This is a genomic window from Pseudomonas sp. WS 5011 (assembly GCF_012985775.1).
GTDB lineage: Bacteria > Pseudomonadota > Gammaproteobacteria > Pseudomonadales > Pseudomonadaceae > Aquipseudomonas > Aquipseudomonas peli.
Window position 1 is genome coordinate 103,904 of sequence record NZ_JAAQXA010000008.1, and the last position, 18,056, is coordinate 121,959.

At 60.5% G+C, this 18,056-nt stretch carries 16 protein-coding genes and 1 tRNA gene; 2 read left to right on the forward strand and 15 right to left on the reverse strand.

What is annotated here, in order from left to right; genetic code table 11:
- Positions 1-215 precede the first annotated feature (215 nt).
- A tRNA-Leu gene (locus HBN63_RS10995) sits at positions 216-302 on the forward strand.
- Positions 303-408: 106 nt separating this feature from the next.
- Here HBN63_RS10995 and HBN63_RS11000 read toward each other — a convergent pair.
- From HBN63_RS11000 to HBN63_RS11060, 13 genes are all read right to left on the reverse strand, one after another.
- Positions 409-2,343: a methyl-accepting chemotaxis protein gene (locus HBN63_RS11000; protein ID WP_170049438.1), complete on the reverse strand. Its 1,935-nt coding sequence runs from the start codon at positions 2,341-2,343 to the stop codon at positions 409-411.
- Positions 2,344-2,481: 138 nt separating this feature from the next.
- Entirely contained in the window at positions 2,482-3,777 is a 1,296-nt protein-coding gene (locus HBN63_RS11005) for an adenylosuccinate synthase (RefSeq protein ID WP_170049439.1), read from the reverse strand.
- Between the two features lie 64 nt (positions 3,778-3,841).
- Positions 3,842-5,029, reverse strand: a complete 1,188-nt coding sequence (locus HBN63_RS11010; RefSeq protein ID WP_170049440.1) for an ATP phosphoribosyltransferase regulatory subunit — start codon at positions 5,027-5,029, stop codon at positions 3,842-3,844.
- Between the two features lie 37 nt (positions 5,030-5,066).
- Positions 5,067-5,252, reverse strand: a complete 186-nt coding sequence (locus tag HBN63_RS11015) for a DUF2065 domain-containing protein (protein WP_090249667.1) — start codon at positions 5,250-5,252, stop codon at positions 5,067-5,069.
- A 100-nt stretch (positions 5,253-5,352) separates the two neighbouring features.
- Positions 5,353-6,222, reverse strand: coding sequence for a protease modulator HflC (hflC, locus tag HBN63_RS11020; RefSeq protein ID WP_090249669.1), 870 nt, complete (start codon positions 6,220-6,222; stop codon positions 5,353-5,355).
- Complete coding sequence (hflK, locus tag HBN63_RS11025; RefSeq protein WP_170049441.1) at positions 6,222-7,379, reverse strand: FtsH protease activity modulator HflK; 1,158 nt, start codon at positions 7,377-7,379, stop codon at positions 6,222-6,224. The genes hflC and hflK overlap by 1 nt, the downstream gene beginning before the upstream one ends.
- 96 nt (positions 7,380-7,475) lie before the next feature.
- Positions 7,476-8,777, reverse strand: coding sequence for a ribosome rescue GTPase HflX (gene hflX / locus HBN63_RS11030; protein ID WP_170049442.1), 1,302 nt, complete (start codon positions 8,775-8,777; stop codon positions 7,476-7,478).
- A 14-nt stretch (positions 8,778-8,791) separates the two neighbouring features.
- Entirely contained in the window at positions 8,792-9,052 is a 261-nt protein-coding gene (gene hfq / locus HBN63_RS11035) for an RNA chaperone Hfq (RefSeq protein ID WP_090249679.1), read from the reverse strand.
- A gap of 101 nt (positions 9,053-9,153) precedes the next feature.
- Positions 9,154-10,131, reverse strand: a complete 978-nt coding sequence (gene miaA, locus HBN63_RS11040) for a tRNA (adenosine(37)-N6)-dimethylallyltransferase MiaA (RefSeq protein WP_170049443.1) — start codon at positions 10,129-10,131, stop codon at positions 9,154-9,156.
- A 28-nt stretch (positions 10,132-10,159) separates the two neighbouring features.
- Positions 10,160-12,037: a DNA mismatch repair endonuclease MutL gene (mutL, locus tag HBN63_RS11045; protein ID WP_170049444.1), complete on the reverse strand. Its 1,878-nt coding sequence runs from the start codon at positions 12,035-12,037 to the stop codon at positions 10,160-10,162.
- Positions 12,034-13,452, reverse strand: a complete 1,419-nt coding sequence (locus HBN63_RS11050; protein WP_090251290.1) for an N-acetylmuramoyl-L-alanine amidase — start codon at positions 13,450-13,452, stop codon at positions 12,034-12,036. The genes mutL and HBN63_RS11050 overlap by 4 nt, the downstream gene beginning before the upstream one ends.
- A 19-nt stretch (positions 13,453-13,471) precedes the next feature.
- Positions 13,472-13,939 carry a tRNA (adenosine(37)-N6)-threonylcarbamoyltransferase complex ATPase subunit type 1 TsaE gene (gene tsaE / locus HBN63_RS11055; protein ID WP_170049445.1) on the reverse strand — a complete coding sequence of 156 codons (468 nt, stop codon included), beginning with the start codon at positions 13,937-13,939 and terminating at the stop codon, positions 13,472-13,474.
- Complete coding sequence (locus tag HBN63_RS11060; protein WP_170049446.1) at positions 13,927-15,426, reverse strand: NAD(P)H-hydrate dehydratase; 1,500 nt, start codon at positions 15,424-15,426, stop codon at positions 13,927-13,929. Before HBN63_RS11060 ends, tsaE begins: the two co-directional genes overlap by 13 nt.
- Positions 15,427-15,486: 60 nt before the next feature.
- Between HBN63_RS11060 and queG the strand changes: the two genes are divergently transcribed.
- Positions 15,487-16,548 carry a tRNA epoxyqueuosine(34) reductase QueG gene (queG, locus tag HBN63_RS11065; RefSeq protein WP_170049447.1) on the forward strand — a complete coding sequence of 354 codons (1,062 nt, stop codon included), beginning with the start codon at positions 15,487-15,489 and terminating at the stop codon, positions 16,546-16,548.
- Between the two features lie 45 nt (positions 16,549-16,593).
- Here queG and orn read toward each other — a convergent pair whose 3' ends face one another.
- Positions 16,594-17,136 (reverse strand): oligoribonuclease, encoded by a 543-nt coding sequence (orn, locus tag HBN63_RS11070; RefSeq protein WP_090249695.1) that lies wholly within the window; start codon positions 17,134-17,136, stop codon positions 16,594-16,596.
- Positions 17,137-17,211: 75 nt separating this feature from the next.
- A complete protein-coding gene (locus HBN63_RS11075) occupies positions 17,212-17,991 on the reverse strand; it encodes a class I SAM-dependent methyltransferase (RefSeq protein WP_170049448.1) in 780 nt (259 codons plus the stop codon).
- Positions 17,992-18,056 lie beyond the last annotated feature (65 nt).

An 18,056-nucleotide genomic window follows, 5' to 3' on the forward strand; every position in this document is an offset into this window, starting at 1 on the left:
TAGAGGTAATTCACCTTATCTACACAAATTCGGTTTGCCATGTGCCTATTGAAGCGCGAAACCACTGTCCAGGTCAGCACGGCACACAGAATAAAATTTTTTAACAACAGGGGTTTACAAGTAAAAACCCGATCCGTATTATGCGCGCCACAACGACGGGAAACGAAGTTAACCAAGTTGTAGTTGATAGCAAATAAGTAAGTTTTGCAATCAATGCCCAGGTGGTGAAATTGGTAGACACGCCAGCTTCAGGTGCTGGTGACCTTACGGTCGTGGAAGTTCGAGTCTTCTCCTGGGCACCAATTCAAAAAAACCGAGCCACTGGCTCGGTTTTTTATTGCCTGCGATTTACCCCCCAGATGCGTAAACAACTTGGTGGGCGCTCAGGTGCGCCCACCCTGAATCGGCCTAAACGCGAAACTGACCCAAACTGGCTTTAAGCTTCTTCGCCAAACCATCCAACACGCGACCGCTATTGGCCGTAGCCGCAACAGCCTCAGCCGCGCGTTGCGCCTCTACATGAATAACATCAACACGCCCACGCACGGCATCGGCCCCCTCCGCCTGATGCGCAGCCGCCTCTGTCGCGGCATTGATCGCGCCGTGCACTTCCTCCACCGCCTCACGCACCGACTGCTGCACCCGCGCACTTTCGCGCAGAGCCGATAAGCCTTGATCAGCCTGCTTGCCGGCCTGACTAATTGCCTCAACCGCTTCGCGTGCACCCTGCTGCAATGCGCCGATATGGGTCTGAATATCGCCAGTGGACTGCTGCGTCTTACTGGCCAGCGCGCGCACCTCATCGGCCACCACAGCAAAACCGCGACCACTCTCGCCCGCCCGGGCCGCCTCAATGGCCGCATTCAGGGCCAATAAATTGGTTTGCTCAGCAATTGAACGAATCACCGTGAGCACTACTTCAATCTGCTCACTCTGCTTGGCCAGCCGCTCAATGACCGAGGCACCAGTTTCCACACGCCTCACCAACTCTTCGATCGAGCCCCCCACACGCAGCGCAATCGCAGCATTGTCATCAGCAGCCTGACGAATCGCACCAACGCGCTGTAAGGCCTCGCGCATGGCATGGCTTTCCGCCTGCGCTTCGCTGGCCATTTCAGCCAACGCCTGCAAACTACCGGCAACCTCATCACGCTGACGCTCGGCCGCTGACTCCGCCGCCACACTGCGCGAGGCCAGATTGCCGATTTCCTGCCCAGTGAGCGATGCCACCTCACCCGCCTCGCGCACAATCGGCTGCAACTTGGCGACGAAGCGATTGACCGCCGCCGCCATATCGCCAATTTCATCACGGCTATTGAGCTCGACCCTGCGAGTCAAATCACCCTCTCCCGCCGCCCAGTCATTCAACACCGCAATCAATGTATGCAGCTTGCTGACCACTCGCCGCCCGAGCACCAAGGCCAAGACCAACAGAATCAGCAGCGCCACGACAGCAAGGCCCATGCTGATATTCCAACGCAAACCAGCTGCAGCCTGCTGCACCACCTGACGGCTGCTCTGCTCCATACCGCCAGCCGCCTCACGCGCAACACTCAATCGCGCCGCCAGAGCGTCCGCACTGCTGGTGGCCGCACCACTTAAACTGTCTGAAACCAACTGCCCACTACTATCGATCAAACTGACGAAACGCTGATCCAACTTCGCCAGCTCCTCATCCACCGACGCAGTCGAAACCCCCAACAGCACCTTACCGATATCCGAACCCATTGGACTGATCGTCGCCTCGGCGATATACACGCCAGGATCATTGGCAGCAGCCTGCAGCACCTTATCCAGTGCGCCACCACCTTCCCCCTTGGCCATCAAGGCACGCACACGGGCGTCCTGCCGATTGAGATGGCGCGTCAGCCGTTCGCCTTGCGCATCGAGGTACACCGCAAATAGCACCGCCGGATTGCGATGCGCTCCACGGACTAACTCAGTGAGCGCGGGCACATCGGCGTCCCAAATAGCCTTCGGCGCAACCGCCGAGAGCAGCTGTGCCAACTCGTCCGCCGAACGCTTAAGATTGCTGTCCAACACGCCACGAATTTGCGCCTGCTCCTCGGCCAGCCGGGTAGAAAGGCCTTTGGCCAATTGCGCTTGAGTGCTGGCGGAGAGCCCATCCAGACCGCCACGCACTTCATCACCAGCTTTAGTCAGTTCGTCTACCAATCGCGCCGTATCGGACTGCATGCCTTTGGCCAAATCCGCCTCAAGCGTTGCCACCGTGGTCCGGGTCAACGCCACAGCCACAATGACTTGCGCCAACAAGGCCACGCCCAGCGCCAGAAACACCGGCAACAACAAACGACTGCGCAGCACAGAAATAATGGCAAACACGGCAGACACTCCTAACAGCGGTAATGCCTATAACGGCGGGGAAGCTGATTTATAAAGGCTAGCTCGGATATTTTTACGCGGACCAGAAACGACAAAGGGCCGCCAAATTGGCGACCCTTTGTGCACTACCGGTGACTATCAGGCAAACGGATGACGCAACACAATAGTCTCGTTGCGGTCCGGGCCGGTGGAAACGATATCAATCGGCGCACCAACCAACTCCTCCACACGCTTAATGTAAGCACGCGCAGCCGATGGCAGCTCTTCCAGGGCTTTCGCACCCAGGGTCGACTCGCTCCAGCCTGGCAGCTCCTCGTATACCGGCTGCAGACCCAGGTAGCTGTCGGCATCCGTCGGCGCATCAACCAGCACGTCGCCGTTCTGATCTTTGTAGCCCACGCAGATACGGATGGTTTCCAGTCCGTCGAGCACGTCGAGCTTGGTCAGACACAGGCCGGAGATGCTGTTGATCTCGATGGCGCGACGCAGGATCACAGCATCAAACCAACCGCAACGACGCGCACGACCGGTGGTGGAGCCGAATTCGTGGCCACGCTTGGCAAGGAATGCGCCGGTTTCGTCGAACAGCTCAGTCGGGAACGGCCCCGAACCCACACGGGTGGTGTAGGCCTTGGTGATACCGAGGATGTAATCCAGGTACATCGGACCAAAACCGGAACCGGTGGCGATGCCGCCCGCTGTGGTGTTGGAGCTGGTGACGTAGGGGTAGGTACCGTGGTCAATATCCAGCAGCGAGCCCTGAGCGCCTTCGAACATGATGTCTTTGCCCTCACGACGCATGTCGTGCAGCACGGCGGTCACGTCGGTCATCATCGGCTTGAGCAGCTCGGCGTATTCCATGCACTCGTCGAGCGTCTTCTGGAAGTCGATGGCCGGCTCTTTGTAGTAATTGACCAGTACGAAGTTGTGGTAATCCAGCAGCTCACCGAGCTTGGCGGCGAAACGCTCACGGTGGAACAGATCACCAATGCGCAGACCACGACGCGCTACCTTGTCTTCATAAGCAGGGCCAATGCCACGGCCAGTGGTGCCGATCTTCGCATCGCCACGGGCTTTCTCACGGGCCTGATCGAGGGCCACGTGGTACGGCAGGATCAGCGGGCAGGATGGGCTGATACGCAGACGCTCGCGCACCGGCACACCCTTCTCTTCCAGTTTGATGATTTCACGCATCAGCGCATCAGGCGCAACCACCACGCCGTTGCCGATCAGGCACTGCACGTTTTCGCGCAGGATGCCGGAGGGGATCAGGTGCAGAACGGTTTTTTCGCCGTCGATTACCAGGGTGTGGCCAGCATTGTGACCACCCTGATAACGCACAACAGCTGCAGCCTGTTCGGTCAGCAGGTCGACGATCTTGCCCTTGCCTTCATCGCCCCACTGGGTGCCCAGGACTACGACATTCTTACCCATAACACTAACCCTCTTCGCAAACTTGATGCCGGCCATAGCCGACGGAAACTTTTCGCACGACCGCTTAGGCTGTCAGTGCAGCCAACTGCCAGCGGCCATCACGCAACAGCAGCTGACGATCACAGCCTGCAGCCTCGGCGTCAGCCGCGACCTGCCCAGGCAATGCCTGGACGACGCGCTGACCGTCCTGGCGCAGACGCACAATCGCCTGCCACAAAAACACATCATGGTTATCCGGAGCCCAAACACCGGCAGGCTCTTCACACAACTGCATCTGCCCCAGGCTTACCAGGGTTTTCAGGTCGGTGGAGAAGCCTGTCGCCGGACGCGCGCGACCAAAATCAGCGCCGATGTCGTCATAACGGCCGCCCTGGGCGATGGCATAACCCACACCAGGGACGAAGGCCGCGAACACTACGCCAGTGTGGTAGTGATAGCCGCGCAGCTCGCCCAGATCGAAGTACAGCGGTAATTCCGGATAGCGCAAGCTCAGCGCATCGGCAATCGCCATCAGGTCATCCAGCGCCGCATGCACATCGTCAGGCGCATCGACCAGGCAGGCCTGAGCCAGGTCCAGCACTTCACGACCGCCGCACAGCTCGCTAAGCGCGCGCAGCATTTTGCGCAGGTCATCCGGCAGGGTTTCAGTCAGCTCAACGACCTCATCCAGCGCCTTGCGCTGCAGCGCGTCGAACAACTGCTGCTCGACCTCGCCAGACAGCTCGGCGGCGCGCGCCAGACCGCGGTAGATACCGACATGACCAAGGTCCATATGCACATCAGGCACCGCAGCCAGCTCAAGGGTGTTGACCAGCAGGCTGATCACTTCCACATCGCTGGCCGGGCTGGCGTCGCCATACAACTCAGCACCCAACTGAATCGGGCTGCGAGAGGTGGTCAGCGCACGCGGCTGGGCATGCACCACGCTACCGGCGTAGCACAGACGGCTCGGCCCTTCACGGCGCAGGGTATGCGCATCAATGCGCGCCACCTGCGGCGTGATGTCGGCACGAAAGCCCATCTGCCGGCCGGACAGCGGGTCGGTCACTTTGAAGGTGCGCAGATCCAAGTCCTGGCCCGCGCCAGTCAGCAGCGATTCCAGGTACTCGATATGCGGCGTGACCACAAATTCATAGCCCCAGCGCTGGAACAGATCCAGCACCTGGCGGCGCGCCACTTCGATACGCCCTGCGTACGGCGGCAGTACTTCTTCGATGCCATCTGGCAGTAGCCAGCGGTCTACCGTTGCCATTTAGCCATTCCCCTCTTGAACCGGGCGGCACAAGCCTTCAGTGAAGCCAATAAAGAACGGTTGTTCCCAGCAGCATGCTGGCCAACCCCAGCAGACGCAGCTGTCTATCAGACAACTGCATCAGTTGTAAAAGCGTGTCACGCCAATGGCGCGGACACAGAAAGGGCAGGATGCCTTCCAGCACCAACACGAGACACAACGCGATGCCTAATTCCTGCCACATGCTTCCCACAGACGCAAAAAAGCCGGGATTTTCCCGGCTGCCGCATCATACCACGTTTTCCGAAAGGATCACCCCGGCGGCTGCCCGCCGAGGTGATGGCTCAAGGCTTGGACTTCTCCAGATAGCGGAAGAAGTCGCTACTCGGATCCAGCACCAGCACATCACGCTTATCAGCGAAGCTCTCGCGATAAGCCCTCAGGCTGCGATAGAACGAATAGAACTCCTGGTCCATGCCATACGCCTTGGAGTAGATCGCAGCGGCCTGGGCATCGCCCGCACCGCGCAGCTCTTCAGCCTGACGGTAGGCATCTGCGAGCAACACTCGACGCTGACGGTCGGCGTCGGCGCGAATACCTTCGGCAAGCTCCTTACCCTTGGCGCGGTGCTCACGAGCCTCACGCTCACGCTCGGAGCTCATGCGATCGAACACGCTGCGGTTAACTTCCTTCGGCAGGTCGATGGCCTTGACGCGCACGTCCACTACTTCGATACCCAGCTCTTTCTGCGCAGCCTTATTCAAGGAGGCGGTCACATCAGCCATCAGCGCATCACGCTCACCGGATACCGACTCATGGAGGGTGCGCTTACCGAACTGGTCACGCAGCGAAGCTTCAAGACGACGCGCCAGACGCTCGTCGGCAATCTGCTTCATACCGGACGTCGCGGTGTAGAAACGCTCGGCATCCAGCACTCGCCATTTGGCGAAGGCATCAACCATGAGCGCTTTCTTTTCCAGAGTGAGGAAACGCGAGCTGCTGGAATCCAAGGTCAGTAGACGCGCATCAAACTTGCGCACCTGGTTGACGTAAGGAATCTTCACGTGCAGGCCCGGCTGTACGTCCGGCTGGACGATACGACCAAACTGCAACAGCACCGCACGCTCAGTCTGCGACACGATATAGAAGCTATTCCAGGCGACCAGCGCCAGCACCACGCCAACAATAAGGGCGATCAGCGATTTATTGCTCATCAACGGCTCTCCCTTGTACGCAGTTCAACCTGACGCGGATCGATGGTTACTCGCGAGCCAGCGTCTGCAGTACCCGCAGCGCCAGATATCGAGCTAGGCGCAGACGTGCTGCGTCCATCAATCATCTTGTCCAGCGGCAGATAAAGCAGGTTGTTCTGCCCCTTGTCGCCAGTCACCAGCACCTTGCTGGTATTGCTCATCAGCTCTTGCATAGTGTCCAGATACAGACGCTCGCGAGTGACCTCTGGCGCTTTGCGGTACTCGGTCACCAATGCAGTGAAGCGATCCGCCTCACCCTGTGCGCGAGAAACCACTTCGTCGCGATAACCGCTGGCATCCTCAATCAGGCGCTGCGCCTGACCACGGGCTTCCGGCACCACACCATTTGCGTAGGTTTCCGCCTGATTCTTCTCACGCTGCTCGTCTTCACGGGCGCGAATCACATCATCGAAGGCTTCCTGTACTTCGCGCGGCGCTGCCGCACTCTGCAGGTTGACCTGTGTGACGGTGATACCGGTGCGGTAGTTGTCGAGGAAGCGCTGCAAGCGATCCTTGACCTCACTGGCCATCAGTTCACGGCCTTCGGTCAGCACTTGGTCCATCTCGGTGGAGCCCACCACGTGGCGCACGGCGCTGTCGGTCGCATGCTGCAGACTGACTTCCGGCTGATCGACGTTGAGGACGAAATCCTGCAAGTTGCTGACGCGGTACTGCACGGTCAACGGCACTTCGATGATGTTTTCGTCTTCGGTCAACATCTGCCCTTGTTTGCTGTAAGCGCGCTCGCGGGTGACGTTTTCCTGAAACTTGCGATCAATCGGCGGGAAATAGATATTCAGGCCCGGGCCGACTGTTTCGTAGTATTTGCCGAAGCGCAGCACCACGGCCTGCTCCTGCTCATCAACGACATAGATCGCGCTGTACAGCCAGACCGCAGCCAACACCCCCAGGCCCACGAACAGCAAGCCGAAGCCACCGCCATTGCCCGAGCCAGTCTCGCTGCCTCGTTTCTTGCCGCCACCGAACAGCCCATTGAGGCTCTCCTGCAGCTTGCGGAAGGCCTCATCGATATCCGGCGGCCCCTTGCGATCACCGTTCTTACGGCCACCCCATGGGTCCTGATTATTCGAGTTGCCACCCGGCTCATTCCAAGCCATAGCGCTCTCCATCTGATAAAGCAAAGACGCGCCCACGGCGCGCCCGCCAATGCTACAGAATGCATGCAACCAGCGGCAAAGTCGCTGATGCAGGCTTTATTGCAAAGTGTGTTGCTCAATAAATTCCTGCGGCTTCAAGCCTTCACGACTAACCAGCCGATTTAGCTCGATCCGCGGCAAGCGCACCGCCAGCAAACTGCTGCCGTCTTCGGCGTGAGACTCGCTCTGCACCGCACCTAGGGCAAAGAACTGTGCGCGCAAGCGCGCAAGGCGCTGCGGCAGCTGCAATGTACCGACAAACAGGTCATCGCCCAACAGCTCAGCTATCGCCTGACGCAGTAACGGTAAACCACGCCCGTCACGCGCCGACAGCCAGACCCGCTGCGGCTTGCCGTCGGCATCGCGCTGAATCTGCGGCTCCACACCCTCAAGCAAATCGAGCTTGTTATACACCTCAAGCATCGGCAGTTCATGGGCCCCGATTTCACCCAACACCGCCAACACCTGCTCGATCTGCTGATCGCGCTCGGGCTCGTGGGAATCGATTACGTGCAACAACAGGTCGGAATTGCTCGATTCCTCAAGCGTCGCGCGGAAAGCCTCAACCAGCTTGTGCGGCAAATGCCGAATAAAGCCCACGGTATCGGCCAGCACAATCGGCCCCAGATCATCCAGGTCCAGACGACGCAGGGTGGGATCGAGGGTCGCAAACAGCTGATCAGCCGCGTAAACATCCGAGGTGGTCAGGGAGTTGAACAGGGTCGATTTGCCGGCATTGGTGTAGCCCACCAGCGATACCGAAGGAATATCCGCACGCTGGCGGCCGCGCCTAGCCTGCTCGCGCTGACTGCGCACCTTCTCGAGCTTCTGTTTGATCTGGCGAATCCGCACGCGCAACAGGCGGCGGTCGGTTTCCAGCTGAGTCTCACCCGGGCCACGCAGGCCGATACCACCCTTTTGCCGCTCAAGGTGAGTCCAGCCGCGTACGAGCCGCGTACTCATATGGTCGAGCTGGGCCAGCTCGACCTGCAACTTGCCTTCATGGGTACGCGCACGCTGAGCAAAAATGTCGAGGATCAGACCGGTACGGTCCAATACTCGACACTCGAAAGCGCGCTCAAGGTTACGCTCCTGGCTCGGGGTAAGTACGTGGTTGAAGATAACCAGATCAGCCTCGGCGGCCTTGACCTGATCACGCAACTCTTCAACTTTGCCACTGCCGATCAGGTACTTGGCCGTCAGCCTATTGCTCGGAACACTGAGGAACGCGACGGTTTCAGCACCGGCCGAGATGGCCAGCTCCTGAAACTCCTGCGGATCCTCGCGCGCCTCGGAATTTTGGCCGTCCAGATGTACCAGAATGGCCCGCTCTCCACCTTCATGGCGCTCGAAGAACAATGCAGCCTCCTAAATCAGGCGTTACCAGGCTCAGCTTCAGCTTGCTCGGTTTCGCTGGCGCTCGGCAGACGCACCGGACGGCTAGGCACTACAGTGGAAATGGCGTGTTTATAGACCATCTGGCTGACAGTGTTTTTCAGCAAAATCACGAACTGGTCGAAAGATTCGATCTGGCCTTGCAGCTTGATGCCGTTAACCAAATAAATAGAAACCGGGACGCGTTCCTTACGCAAGGTGTTCAGGTAAGGGTCTTGTAGCGAATGCCCTTTTGACATGTGCCGCACTCCTTTAAGGATAATTTTTCAATAATTTTAGTAAACCAACTAACGGCTTAAAGCCGCCATACCCCCAAGGATAGACGGCCAACGGCAAGGTCTCAGGTCAATATGGAGACCGCTGCCAGGTATTTCAAGGCACGCGGCAGATTGTCACAGTCGGCACTATCGAGCCAGTGCACATCCTGCTGCCAACCGCGTAACCAGGTGAACTGTCGCTTGGCCAACTGGCGCGTGGCGATTATGCCCCGCTCCTGCATTTGTACAGCATCTAACTTGCCGTCCAGATGATCCCAGACCTGGCGATAACCCACCGCTCGTATAGACGGTAGCCCAACGTGCAAGTCACTTCGCTGACGCAAGCGTTCGACCTCGGCCACCAGCCCCTGTTCCAACATCAGGCGAAATCGCAAGGCTATTCGCTCGTGCAACAGCTGTCTTTGCGCCGGGGCAATGGCCAATTGCGCCACAGTATAGGGGAATTGGCGCGGCGCCGATGCGCCACCGGCAGTATTTTCTGTCGCCTGGCGCTGACGATGAACGGTCATGCTCTGCCCGCTCAAGTGATAGACCTCAAGGGCGCGAATCAAGCGCTGCGGATCATTGGGATGGATACGCGCAGCCGACTCCGGATCGACCGCACGCAGCTCGGCATGCAGCACCGCCCAACCTTCGGCCTGGGCGCGCGCCTCCAGCTCGGCGCGCAGCGCCGCATCTGCGCTGGGCATTTCGGCCAGGCCTTCAAGCAACGCCTTGAAATACAGCATAGTGCCGCCCACCAGCAGCGGAATACGTCCGCGCGCGGTGATTTCAGCCATGGCCGTCAGGGCATCGGCACGGAACTCGGCCGCCGAATAGCTCTCGGCTGGGTCACGAATATCGATTAAGCGGTGAGGAAACTCAGCCAGCGTGGCCTTATCCGGCTTGGCCGTGCCGATATCCATATCACGGTAGATCAGCGCAGAATCAACGCTGATCAGCTCGCATGGCAGCACCCGCGCCAGTTCGATGGCCAGATCAGTCTTGCCGGCCGCTGTTGGCCCCATCAGGAAAATCGCCGTAGGCAGGCGCTCGGACATGCTAAAGAGTCTCTAAATGGCGCGGCGCTTAGCGGCCGCGCAGGAACAGCTTGTCCAGATCGTCCATGCCCATCTGCGTCCAGGTCGGCCGACCGTGGTTGCACTGGCCGCTGCGCTCGGTGTGCTCCATATCGCGTAGCAAGGCATTCATTTCCGGCAAGGTCAGGCGCCGGTTGGCGCGCACGGCGCCGTGGCAAGCCATGGTGCCGAGCAGCTCATTGAGGTGTGCCTGAATGCGGTCGGTGGTGCCGTATTCGAGCAGATCACCCAGCACATCCTGCACCAGACGAGTGGCCTCGGCCTGCTTGAGCAATGCGGGAATCTGTCGGATAGCCAGGGTTTCCGGGCCCAAACGCTGCAGCTCAAACCCCAAGCGCTGAAACCATTCGGCATGCTCTTCGGCGCAGTCGGCTTCACGCTGGCTTACGGCAATCGACTCCGGCACCAGCAGCGGCTGACCACGCAGGCCTTCACTGGCCATGGCAACTTTTAAGCGCTCGTAGGTGATGCGCTCATGGGCTGCGTGCATGTCCACCACAACCAGGCCCTGAACGTTTTCGGCAAGAATATAGATGCCCTTGAGCTGGGCAATGGCATAGCCCAAGGGTGGAATATCACCTTGCGCATCCGGTAAGCCAGCAGGAGCCGGCGCAGTGGTCATCGGCGAGAAAAACTCGCGATAGGCGCCCTGTGCTTCGGCGGCCGGCAAGGCTGCTTCCGGACGGGAGCCTTGATAGCCGGCACCCGGCGAGCGCCATACTGAGGCGCTGGGCGCTGGCTGCAGCAGACTGGCGGCCAAGCCGATTTCACCTTGCGGGCCAAACTCGCCAGCTGCCTGCCCCGTGGGGCGCACCATCTCGCTCACAGCTGCTGGAGCAGCGAGCTGATCCTCCGGACGCACCTCACCCAGGGCTCGATGCAGCGTGCCGTAGAGGAAGTCATGCACCATACGCCCATCACGGAAGCGCACTTCGTGCTTGGTCGGGTGCACGTTGACGTCTACCACCGACGGGTCGATTTCCAGAAACAGCACAAATGTAGGATGGCGACCGTTGAACAGCACGTCACGGTAAGCCTGGCGCACCGCGTGGGCGACCAGCTTGTCGCGCACCATGCGCCCGTTCACGTAGAAGTACTGCAGGTCAGCCTGGCTACGGGAGAAGGTCGGCAAGCCCACCCAACCCCAAAGATGCAGGCCGTTGCGTTCGATATCGATCGGCAGGGCCTGCTCGAGAAACGCAGGGCCACAGACCGAAGCCACCCGCCGCGCGCGACTTTGCTCATCCGGAGCCTCATGCAGACCGAGCACAGTCTTGCCGTTGTGACGCAGGTGGAAGGCCACGTCAAAACGCGCCAGGGCCAGGCGCTTGATCACTTCCTGCAGATGATCGAATTCGGTTTTCTCAGTCTTGAGAAACTTACGCCGTGCCGGGGTATTGAAGAACAGGTCGCGCACTTCTACCGAGGTGCCGACCGGGTGCGCTGCGGGCTGCACACGGGGCTGCATATCACGACCTTCGGTTTCCACTTGCCAGGCCTGCTCGGCACCCTCGGTGCGTGAGGTCAACGTCAGGCGTGCGACGGAGCTGATCGACGCCAGCGCCTCACCACGGAAGCCCAGACTCATGACCTGCTCCAGGTCTTCAAGCTCGCGGATCTTGCTGGTGGCGTGGCGGGCCAGTGCGAGCGGCAGGTCATCCGGGGAGATGCCACTGCCGTTATCACGCACCTTGAGCAACTTCACGCCGCCCTGTTCAACATCCACCTCGATGCGCTTGGCGCCGGAATCCAGGCTGTTTTCCAACAGTTCCTTGATTACCGAGGCCGGGCGTTCAACTACCTCACCGGCAGCAATCTGGTTCGCCAGCCGCGGGCTGAGCAGCTGGATACGCGCAGCTTCACTCATGGCTGCACAGCCAGAGCAGTCGCGGGAATCTGCAAACGCTGGCCGACCTTGATCACATCGTTTTTCAGCGAGTTGGTACTGCGCAGCACGGCCAGGCTAACTTGATAGCGCTGGGCAATCAGCGCCAGGCTTTCGCCAGAGCTGACCACATGCTCGCGCGGCCCGAGGGCAATCTTGCCGTTGTCACGCAGCCACGCCACGTGAGTGCCAGGCGGCGGGTTTTCATGGAAGAACTGCCGCACGCCTGTGACGATCGAGCGCGCCAGCGCTTGCTGATGGCTGGCACTGGACAGTTTGCGGGCTTCATTGGGATTGGAGATAAAACCGGTTTCCACCAGGATCGACGGAATATCCGGCGATTTCAGCACCATAAAGCCGGCCTGCTCTACCCGCCGTTTATGCAGCGGCGTCACCCGGCCCATATTGCCCAGCACCTTGTTGCCAACGTTCAGGCTGGATGACAACGATGCCGTCATCGACAGGTCGAGCAGCACCCCGGCGAGCATCTTGTCCTTATCATCCAGGCTGACATTGCCGGCGCCGCCGATCAGGTCCGACTGGTTTTCCGCATCGGCCAGCCAGCGCGCAGTCTCCGAGGTGGCGCCGCGATCTGACAGGGCATACACCGACGCACCGAATGCAGCGGCACGCGGTGCGGCATCGGCATGGATGGAAACAAACAGATCGGCGCCCTTCTTGCGGGCAATCTCAGTTCGTTTACGCAATGGAATAAAATAATCGCCCGTGCGGACCAACTCGGCACGGAAGCCTTTCTCGGCATTGATCTGCCGCTGCAGCTCCTTGGAAATCGCCAGGGTCACGTGCTTTTCATACTGGCCTTTAACCGGCGACAGGGCGCCCGGGTCTTCACCGCCATGGCCGGCGTCGATGGCAATCACGATATCGCGCTTGCCGTTGGGCACTGGCGTCAGTTTCGGCGGCGCTTGCGTTGGCGTGACCGGAACTTGCGGTGCGGTGGCCACGGCCGTGCTCGGCAAGCTCGGTGCCGCGCCACTCTCCTGATCGAACAAATCAACCACCAGACGATGCCCGTACTGCTGGTTAGGTGCCAGGGTAAAGCTCTTTGGCGTGACCGCTGCGGACAGGTCAATCACCACACGCAGATCTTGCGGGGTTCGTTGTGCCGAGCGTACGCCGGTGATCGGGGTATTACTCAAGGTCAGTTGATCGAAGCTAGTAGCCAGCTTGGCCCCACTGACATCAATGACGATACGATTGGGCGCGGACAGCAGAAATACGCTGTGCTGCACTGGACCGGACAGGTCAAACACCAGGCGTGTGTTATCCGGCGCACGCCACAAGCGGACACTGCGCACATCCGAAGCGGCCATTACATCGGCGACCAACGCCACCAATGCCACTCCAATTGCGATGAAACGCGCGCCTATGCGCATAGCCAACCCCATATCAAATTCATGCCCCGACGGCCAAAGTGGCGCACCAGGCGTTGCCGCGTTCGCCTTGCGCCTGCAGATGCAGCGCCCGGCCGGCTCCGTGCGGGCTAATGGTAATGTCCATGTCTGCCTTTGGCAAAACGCCTGCGCCGCGCTGCGGCCACTCGACCAGGCACAGTGCGTCGCCCTCGAAATAGTCTCGAATACCGAGAAACTCCAGCTCCTCGGGATCAACCAAACGATACAGGTCGAAGTGATAGGCCCGTACTGCACCTAACTCATAGGGTTCGACCAGGGTAAAGGTTGGGCTTTTCACCGCCCCGACATGCCCCAGGCCGCGAATGATGCCGCGCGACAAGGTGGTTTTACCGGCACCGAGATCGCCATGCAGGTAGATCACCCCAACGCCGCCACTCGCCTCGGCGATGCGCGCGCCCAGCGCCAGCATCGCGTCCTCGTCGGCGGCAAACAGTTCTAATTCAGACACGCAGACTGCTCCTGCAACAATTGACGAATAAGCGCACACAAATCACTGGCCGCCAGACCACGGCCCTGCTGCGCCAACTGCTCACCCGCGCAGGCATGCAGATAGACCGCCAGTTGGGCCGCTTCCAGCGCAGACAGCCCTTGGGCTAGCAGCGCACCGATCAAACCGGCCAACACATCGCCCAAGCCAGCACCGGCCATGACGGGATGGCCACGATCACACAACCACAAACCACCATCCGGCGCAGCAATCAGGCTGCCTGCGCCTTTCAGCACACATACCGTTTGAAAGCGCCGCGCCAGGGCTCGTGCGGCGGCCGGACGATCGGCCTGCACCTCGGCCGTACTGATACCCAGCAAGCGCGCTGCCTCGCCGGGGTGCGGCGTCATCACGGCACCTGCTGGTAACTGGACCTGCGCGCGCGCCAGCAGGTTCAGCGCATCAGCATCCCACACCTGCGCAGCGCGGCTGACGGAAGCCGCCGACAGCAGGCTGCGCCCCCACGCTTCCTGACCCAGCCCCGGCCCGACCACCCAGACACTGGCATTCGCGCCCAGCGCCAGCAACTGATTGGCCGAGGCCACGCCAGCGGCCATTACCTCGGGTAAGCGCGCCTGCGCAGCAGGCAAATGCTCACCACGGGTCGCCAGACTGACCAGCCCAGCACCCGCGCGCAGTGCGCTTTGCGCCGCCAGCAGGCCGGCGCCGGCAAAGCCACGATCACCACCCACCACCAGCACATGGCCTAACTGGCCCTTGTGCACGCTGCGCGAGCGAACCGGCAAATGCGGCAAGCCGGCCTGCGTCAAGCGCTGCGCGATAAAGGCTTGAGCAGCGACCAGGGCCGCATCAGCCTGCAGATCATCAAACTGCAATTCACCCAGACAATCCGCCGACTGCCCGGTAAACAGGCCCAGTTTCAGGCCGATCAGGGTGACCGTCAGCTCTGCACGCACAGCAACACCCAACACTTGGCCAGTATCGGCGCAAAGCCCGGACGGAATATCCACCGCCAGCACCGGCAGACCGCTGACATTCAACAGGCGAATGGCCTGGGCATACGGTTCACGCACGGCGCCCTGCAAGCCCGTGCCAAGCAGAGCATCGAGCACCACGCCCTGCAGCTCGGCGCACTCGCTCCAGGGCTGCACCGCCACACCAGCAGCAAGCGCATGGTCACGGGCCAACGCAGCATCGCCCTGCAGCTGCGCCGCATCGCCGACCGCCAGCACCTGCAACCGCCAGCCCGCACGCAACGCCAAGGCCGCCACCAGATAGCCGTCACCGGCGTTATTACCGCGCCCGGCCAGCACCGTCAGCACGCCCGCATCCGGCCAACGCCGACGCAGGGCACGCCAGATGGCATGTGCGGCGCGACTCATTAGCTCAAAACCCGGCGTGCCGGCAGCGATCAATCGCGCATCCAGCTCACGCACTTGGGCGGCGCTGTACAGCGGCAGAGGAAGATTGTCAGGCGAATGCAACATGCGTCGGCTCCGATGTCTGGCAGAATTATACCCACCTGCGCCCCGGTTACCCGCCCTCATATGAACACTGACACCCTTGACCTTATCGCCCTCGCCCAGTCGATCAAAGACTGGGGTCGTGAGCTGGGCTTTCAGCAGGTCGGGATTGCCGATGTGCAACTGGGCGAACACGAGGCGCACCTGCAGCGCTGGCTGGATGCGGGTTATCAGGGCGAGATGGACTACATGGCCGCCCACGGCAGCAAACGTTCCCACCCTGATGAATTGGTGCCCGGCACCCTGCGTGTGGTTTCGCTGCGCATGGACTACCTGCCCGGCGACACGCAGATGGCCCAGCGCCTCGGCCAGCCGGAAAAAGCCTATGTATCGCGCTACGCCCTGGGCCGCGATTACCACAAGCTGATCCGTAAGCGCTTGCAGCAGCTGGCCGAACGCATTCAGCAGCAGATCGGTCCGTTCGGCTACCGCGCCTTTGTCGATAGCGCGCCGGTGCTGGAAAAAGCCATCGCCGAACAGGCCGGGCTTGGCTGGATCGGCAAGAACACCCTGGTGCTCAACCGCAAGGCCGGTAGCTACTTCTTCCTCGGTGAGCTGTTCGTCGACCTGCCGCTGCCGGTGGACCCGCCTCACGCCAGCGAACATTGCGGGCGTTGCACGGCCTGTATGGATATCTGCCCCACCGCCGCCTTTGTCGGCCCCTATGTGCTGGATGCGCGGCGCTGTATTTCCTACCTGACCATCGAACTCAAGGGTTCGATCCCAGAGGAACTGCGCGCACCGATAGGCAACCGGGTGTTCGGCTGCGACGATTGCCAGATGGTCTGCCCGTGGAACCGCTTTGCTAAACCCTCAGAGCAGAGCGATTTCCAGCCGCGCCATAGCCTGGACAATGCCGAGCTGGCCGAGCTGTTCTGTTGGAGCGAAGAAGAATTTCTTAACCGCACCGAGGGCTCGCCGCTGCGCCGTGCAGGCTACGAGCGCTGGCTACGCAACCTGGCCGTTGGTTTGGGCAACGCGCCCTCCAGCATCCCAGTGCTAGAAGCACTCAAAGCGCGCCGCGAGCATCCATCAGAATTAGTGCGCGAGCACGTCGAATGGGCGCTGGCGCGCCACGGCCTGTAACCGAGCACGCAGAAAAAAGCCCGCAGTAGCGGGCTTTTTCGTGCATCACACTTTAAGAAAGTGTTGACGGTAGTGCTTCAACTCGGCGATGGACTCGCGAATATCGTCGAGAGCCTGGTGCGTGCCCTGCTTCTGGAACGATTCCTTGACCTGCGGCGCCCACAGGCCAGCAAGGATTTTCAGGGTCGACACATCCAGATAGCGGTAGTGAAAGTAGGCTTCCAGGTTCTGCATGTATTTGTAGAGGAAGCGCCGGTCCTGGCCAATGCTGTTGCCACAGATCGGCGACTTGCCCTTCGGCACCCACTGCTCAAGGAAGGCGATGGTCATGGCTTCCGCTTCGGCAGGACCAATGGTGCTTTCGCGCACGCGCTGGGTCAGGCCGCTCTGCCCGTGAGTACGGGTGTTCCACTCATCCATGCCGGCAAGCAGCTCATCACTCTGGTGCACGGCAATCACCGGGCCTTCGGCGAGGATGTTCAGGTCGCTGTCGGTAACGATAGTGGCCATCTCGATGATGACGTCTGTTTCAGGCTCAAGACCGGTCATTTCCAGGTCGATCCAGATCAGGTTATTGGCGTTTTGCATGCGCGGCTCCTCAACTAAGGCCGACAGTTTAACAGGCGGCTGGAAAACTACTGCGCTCGGCTGACAGCATTGCGCTCAAGCCGCGCCGCGCATGCGCCACACCAGTAGCCGCGACTTGCGCCAGTCGTGCAGTTCGATCTGCTGATCCGCTGGCTGCCCCGGCACCTCGAAAGTGTTGCTGATCAACAGGCTGCCGGCCGGCATCTGCGCGCAGGCCTTGGCCCACAACTCGGGCATCGGCGCAGGCGAGAGGAAGCAATACACCACATCGAATAGCGAAAGGTCGGTGCGCCAGAGGTTTTCGTAGCGAATCTGGCAATTGCGCTGCGGCACGGCACGCAACCAGGCGATGGCGAAGGACAGCGGCGCGGTCTCAACACCAACAAACTGCGCCTGCGGATAATGGCGGGCCAAGCTCAGCAGCGTACCGGCAGGACCACAGCCCAGATCAATAAAACGAAACCGCGCAGGCTGCAGGCCAAGAACAGCGTGCAAATGCTGACGCGCACCGGCAGCGGTCAGGTACAAGGGCACCCGCTCGCCAAAGCTGTTCCAGTTGAGCAACAACAGCAGAACAAAACCGCCGAGAAATACCCAGGATGGCAGCGGCGCACCACTGGCCAGTAACAGCGCCGGAACGAATAGCAGGTTTAATCCGCACCACCAGCGCGACAACCCCAGATAACGCGCCAGCGTGGCAGCCAGCAACCCTTGCAGCAGGCCGGCCGCCATTAAGGTCGGACGCCAGGGTGACAGCTGGGCGATCAGGTACAGCGCCAAACCGACCAGCAGGGTTGCCCCCAGCTGAGCAGACAACGCCAGCAACGCCGGATAGTGGCTAACAACGCGCAACATGCAGACTCCTCAACCACCCGACCGATGATGCGCCGCAGTTTAGCTGCGCCAGCAGCTCAATAGGC

What these genes read in the sequence shown, in the direction of transcription:
- HBN63_RS11005 (WP_170049439.1), bottom strand. Translation starts at nt 3,777, where the DNA reads ATGGGTAAGAATGTCGTAGTCCTGGGCACCCAGTGGGGCGATGAAGGC.
- HBN63_RS11010 (WP_170049440.1), bottom strand. Translation starts at nt 5,029, where the DNA reads ATGGCAACGGTAGACCGCTGGCTACTGCCAGATGGCATCGAAGAAGTA.
- HBN63_RS11015 (WP_090249667.1), bottom strand. Translation starts at nt 5,252, where the DNA reads ATGTGGCAGGAATTAGGCATCGCGTTGTGTCTCGTGTTGGTGCTGGAA.
- hflC (WP_090249669.1), bottom strand. Translation starts at nt 6,222, where the DNA reads ATGAGCAATAAATCGCTGATCGCCCTTATTGTTGGCGTGGTGCTGGCG.
- hflK (WP_170049441.1), bottom strand. Translation starts at nt 7,379, where the DNA reads ATGGCTTGGAATGAGCCGGGTGGCAACTCGAATAATCAGGACCCATGG.
- hfq (WP_090249679.1), bottom strand. Translation starts at nt 9,052, where the DNA reads ATGTCAAAAGGGCATTCGCTACAAGACCCTTACCTGAACACCTTGCGT.
- miaA (WP_170049443.1), bottom strand. Translation starts at nt 10,131, where the DNA reads ATGTCCGAGCGCCTGCCTACGGCGATTTTCCTGATGGGGCCAACAGCG.
- mutL (WP_170049444.1), bottom strand. Translation starts at nt 12,037, where the DNA reads ATGAGTGAAGCTGCGCGTATCCAGCTGCTCAGCCCGCGGCTGGCGAAC.
- HBN63_RS11050 (WP_090251290.1), bottom strand. Translation starts at nt 13,452, where the DNA reads ATGCGCATAGGCGCGCGTTTCATCGCAATTGGAGTGGCATTGGTGGCG.
- HBN63_RS11060 (WP_170049446.1), bottom strand. Translation starts at nt 15,426, where the DNA reads ATGTTGCATTCGCCTGACAATCTTCCTCTGCCGCTGTACAGCGCCGCC.
- queG (WP_170049447.1), top strand. Translation starts at nt 15,487, where the DNA reads ATGAACACTGACACCCTTGACCTTATCGCCCTCGCCCAGTCGATCAAA.
- orn (WP_090249695.1), bottom strand. Translation starts at nt 17,136, where the DNA reads ATGCAAAACGCCAATAACCTGATCTGGATCGACCTGGAAATGACCGGT.
- HBN63_RS11075 (WP_170049448.1), bottom strand. Translation starts at nt 17,991, where the DNA reads ATGTTGCGCGTTGTTAGCCACTATCCGGCGTTGCTGGCGTTGTCTGCT.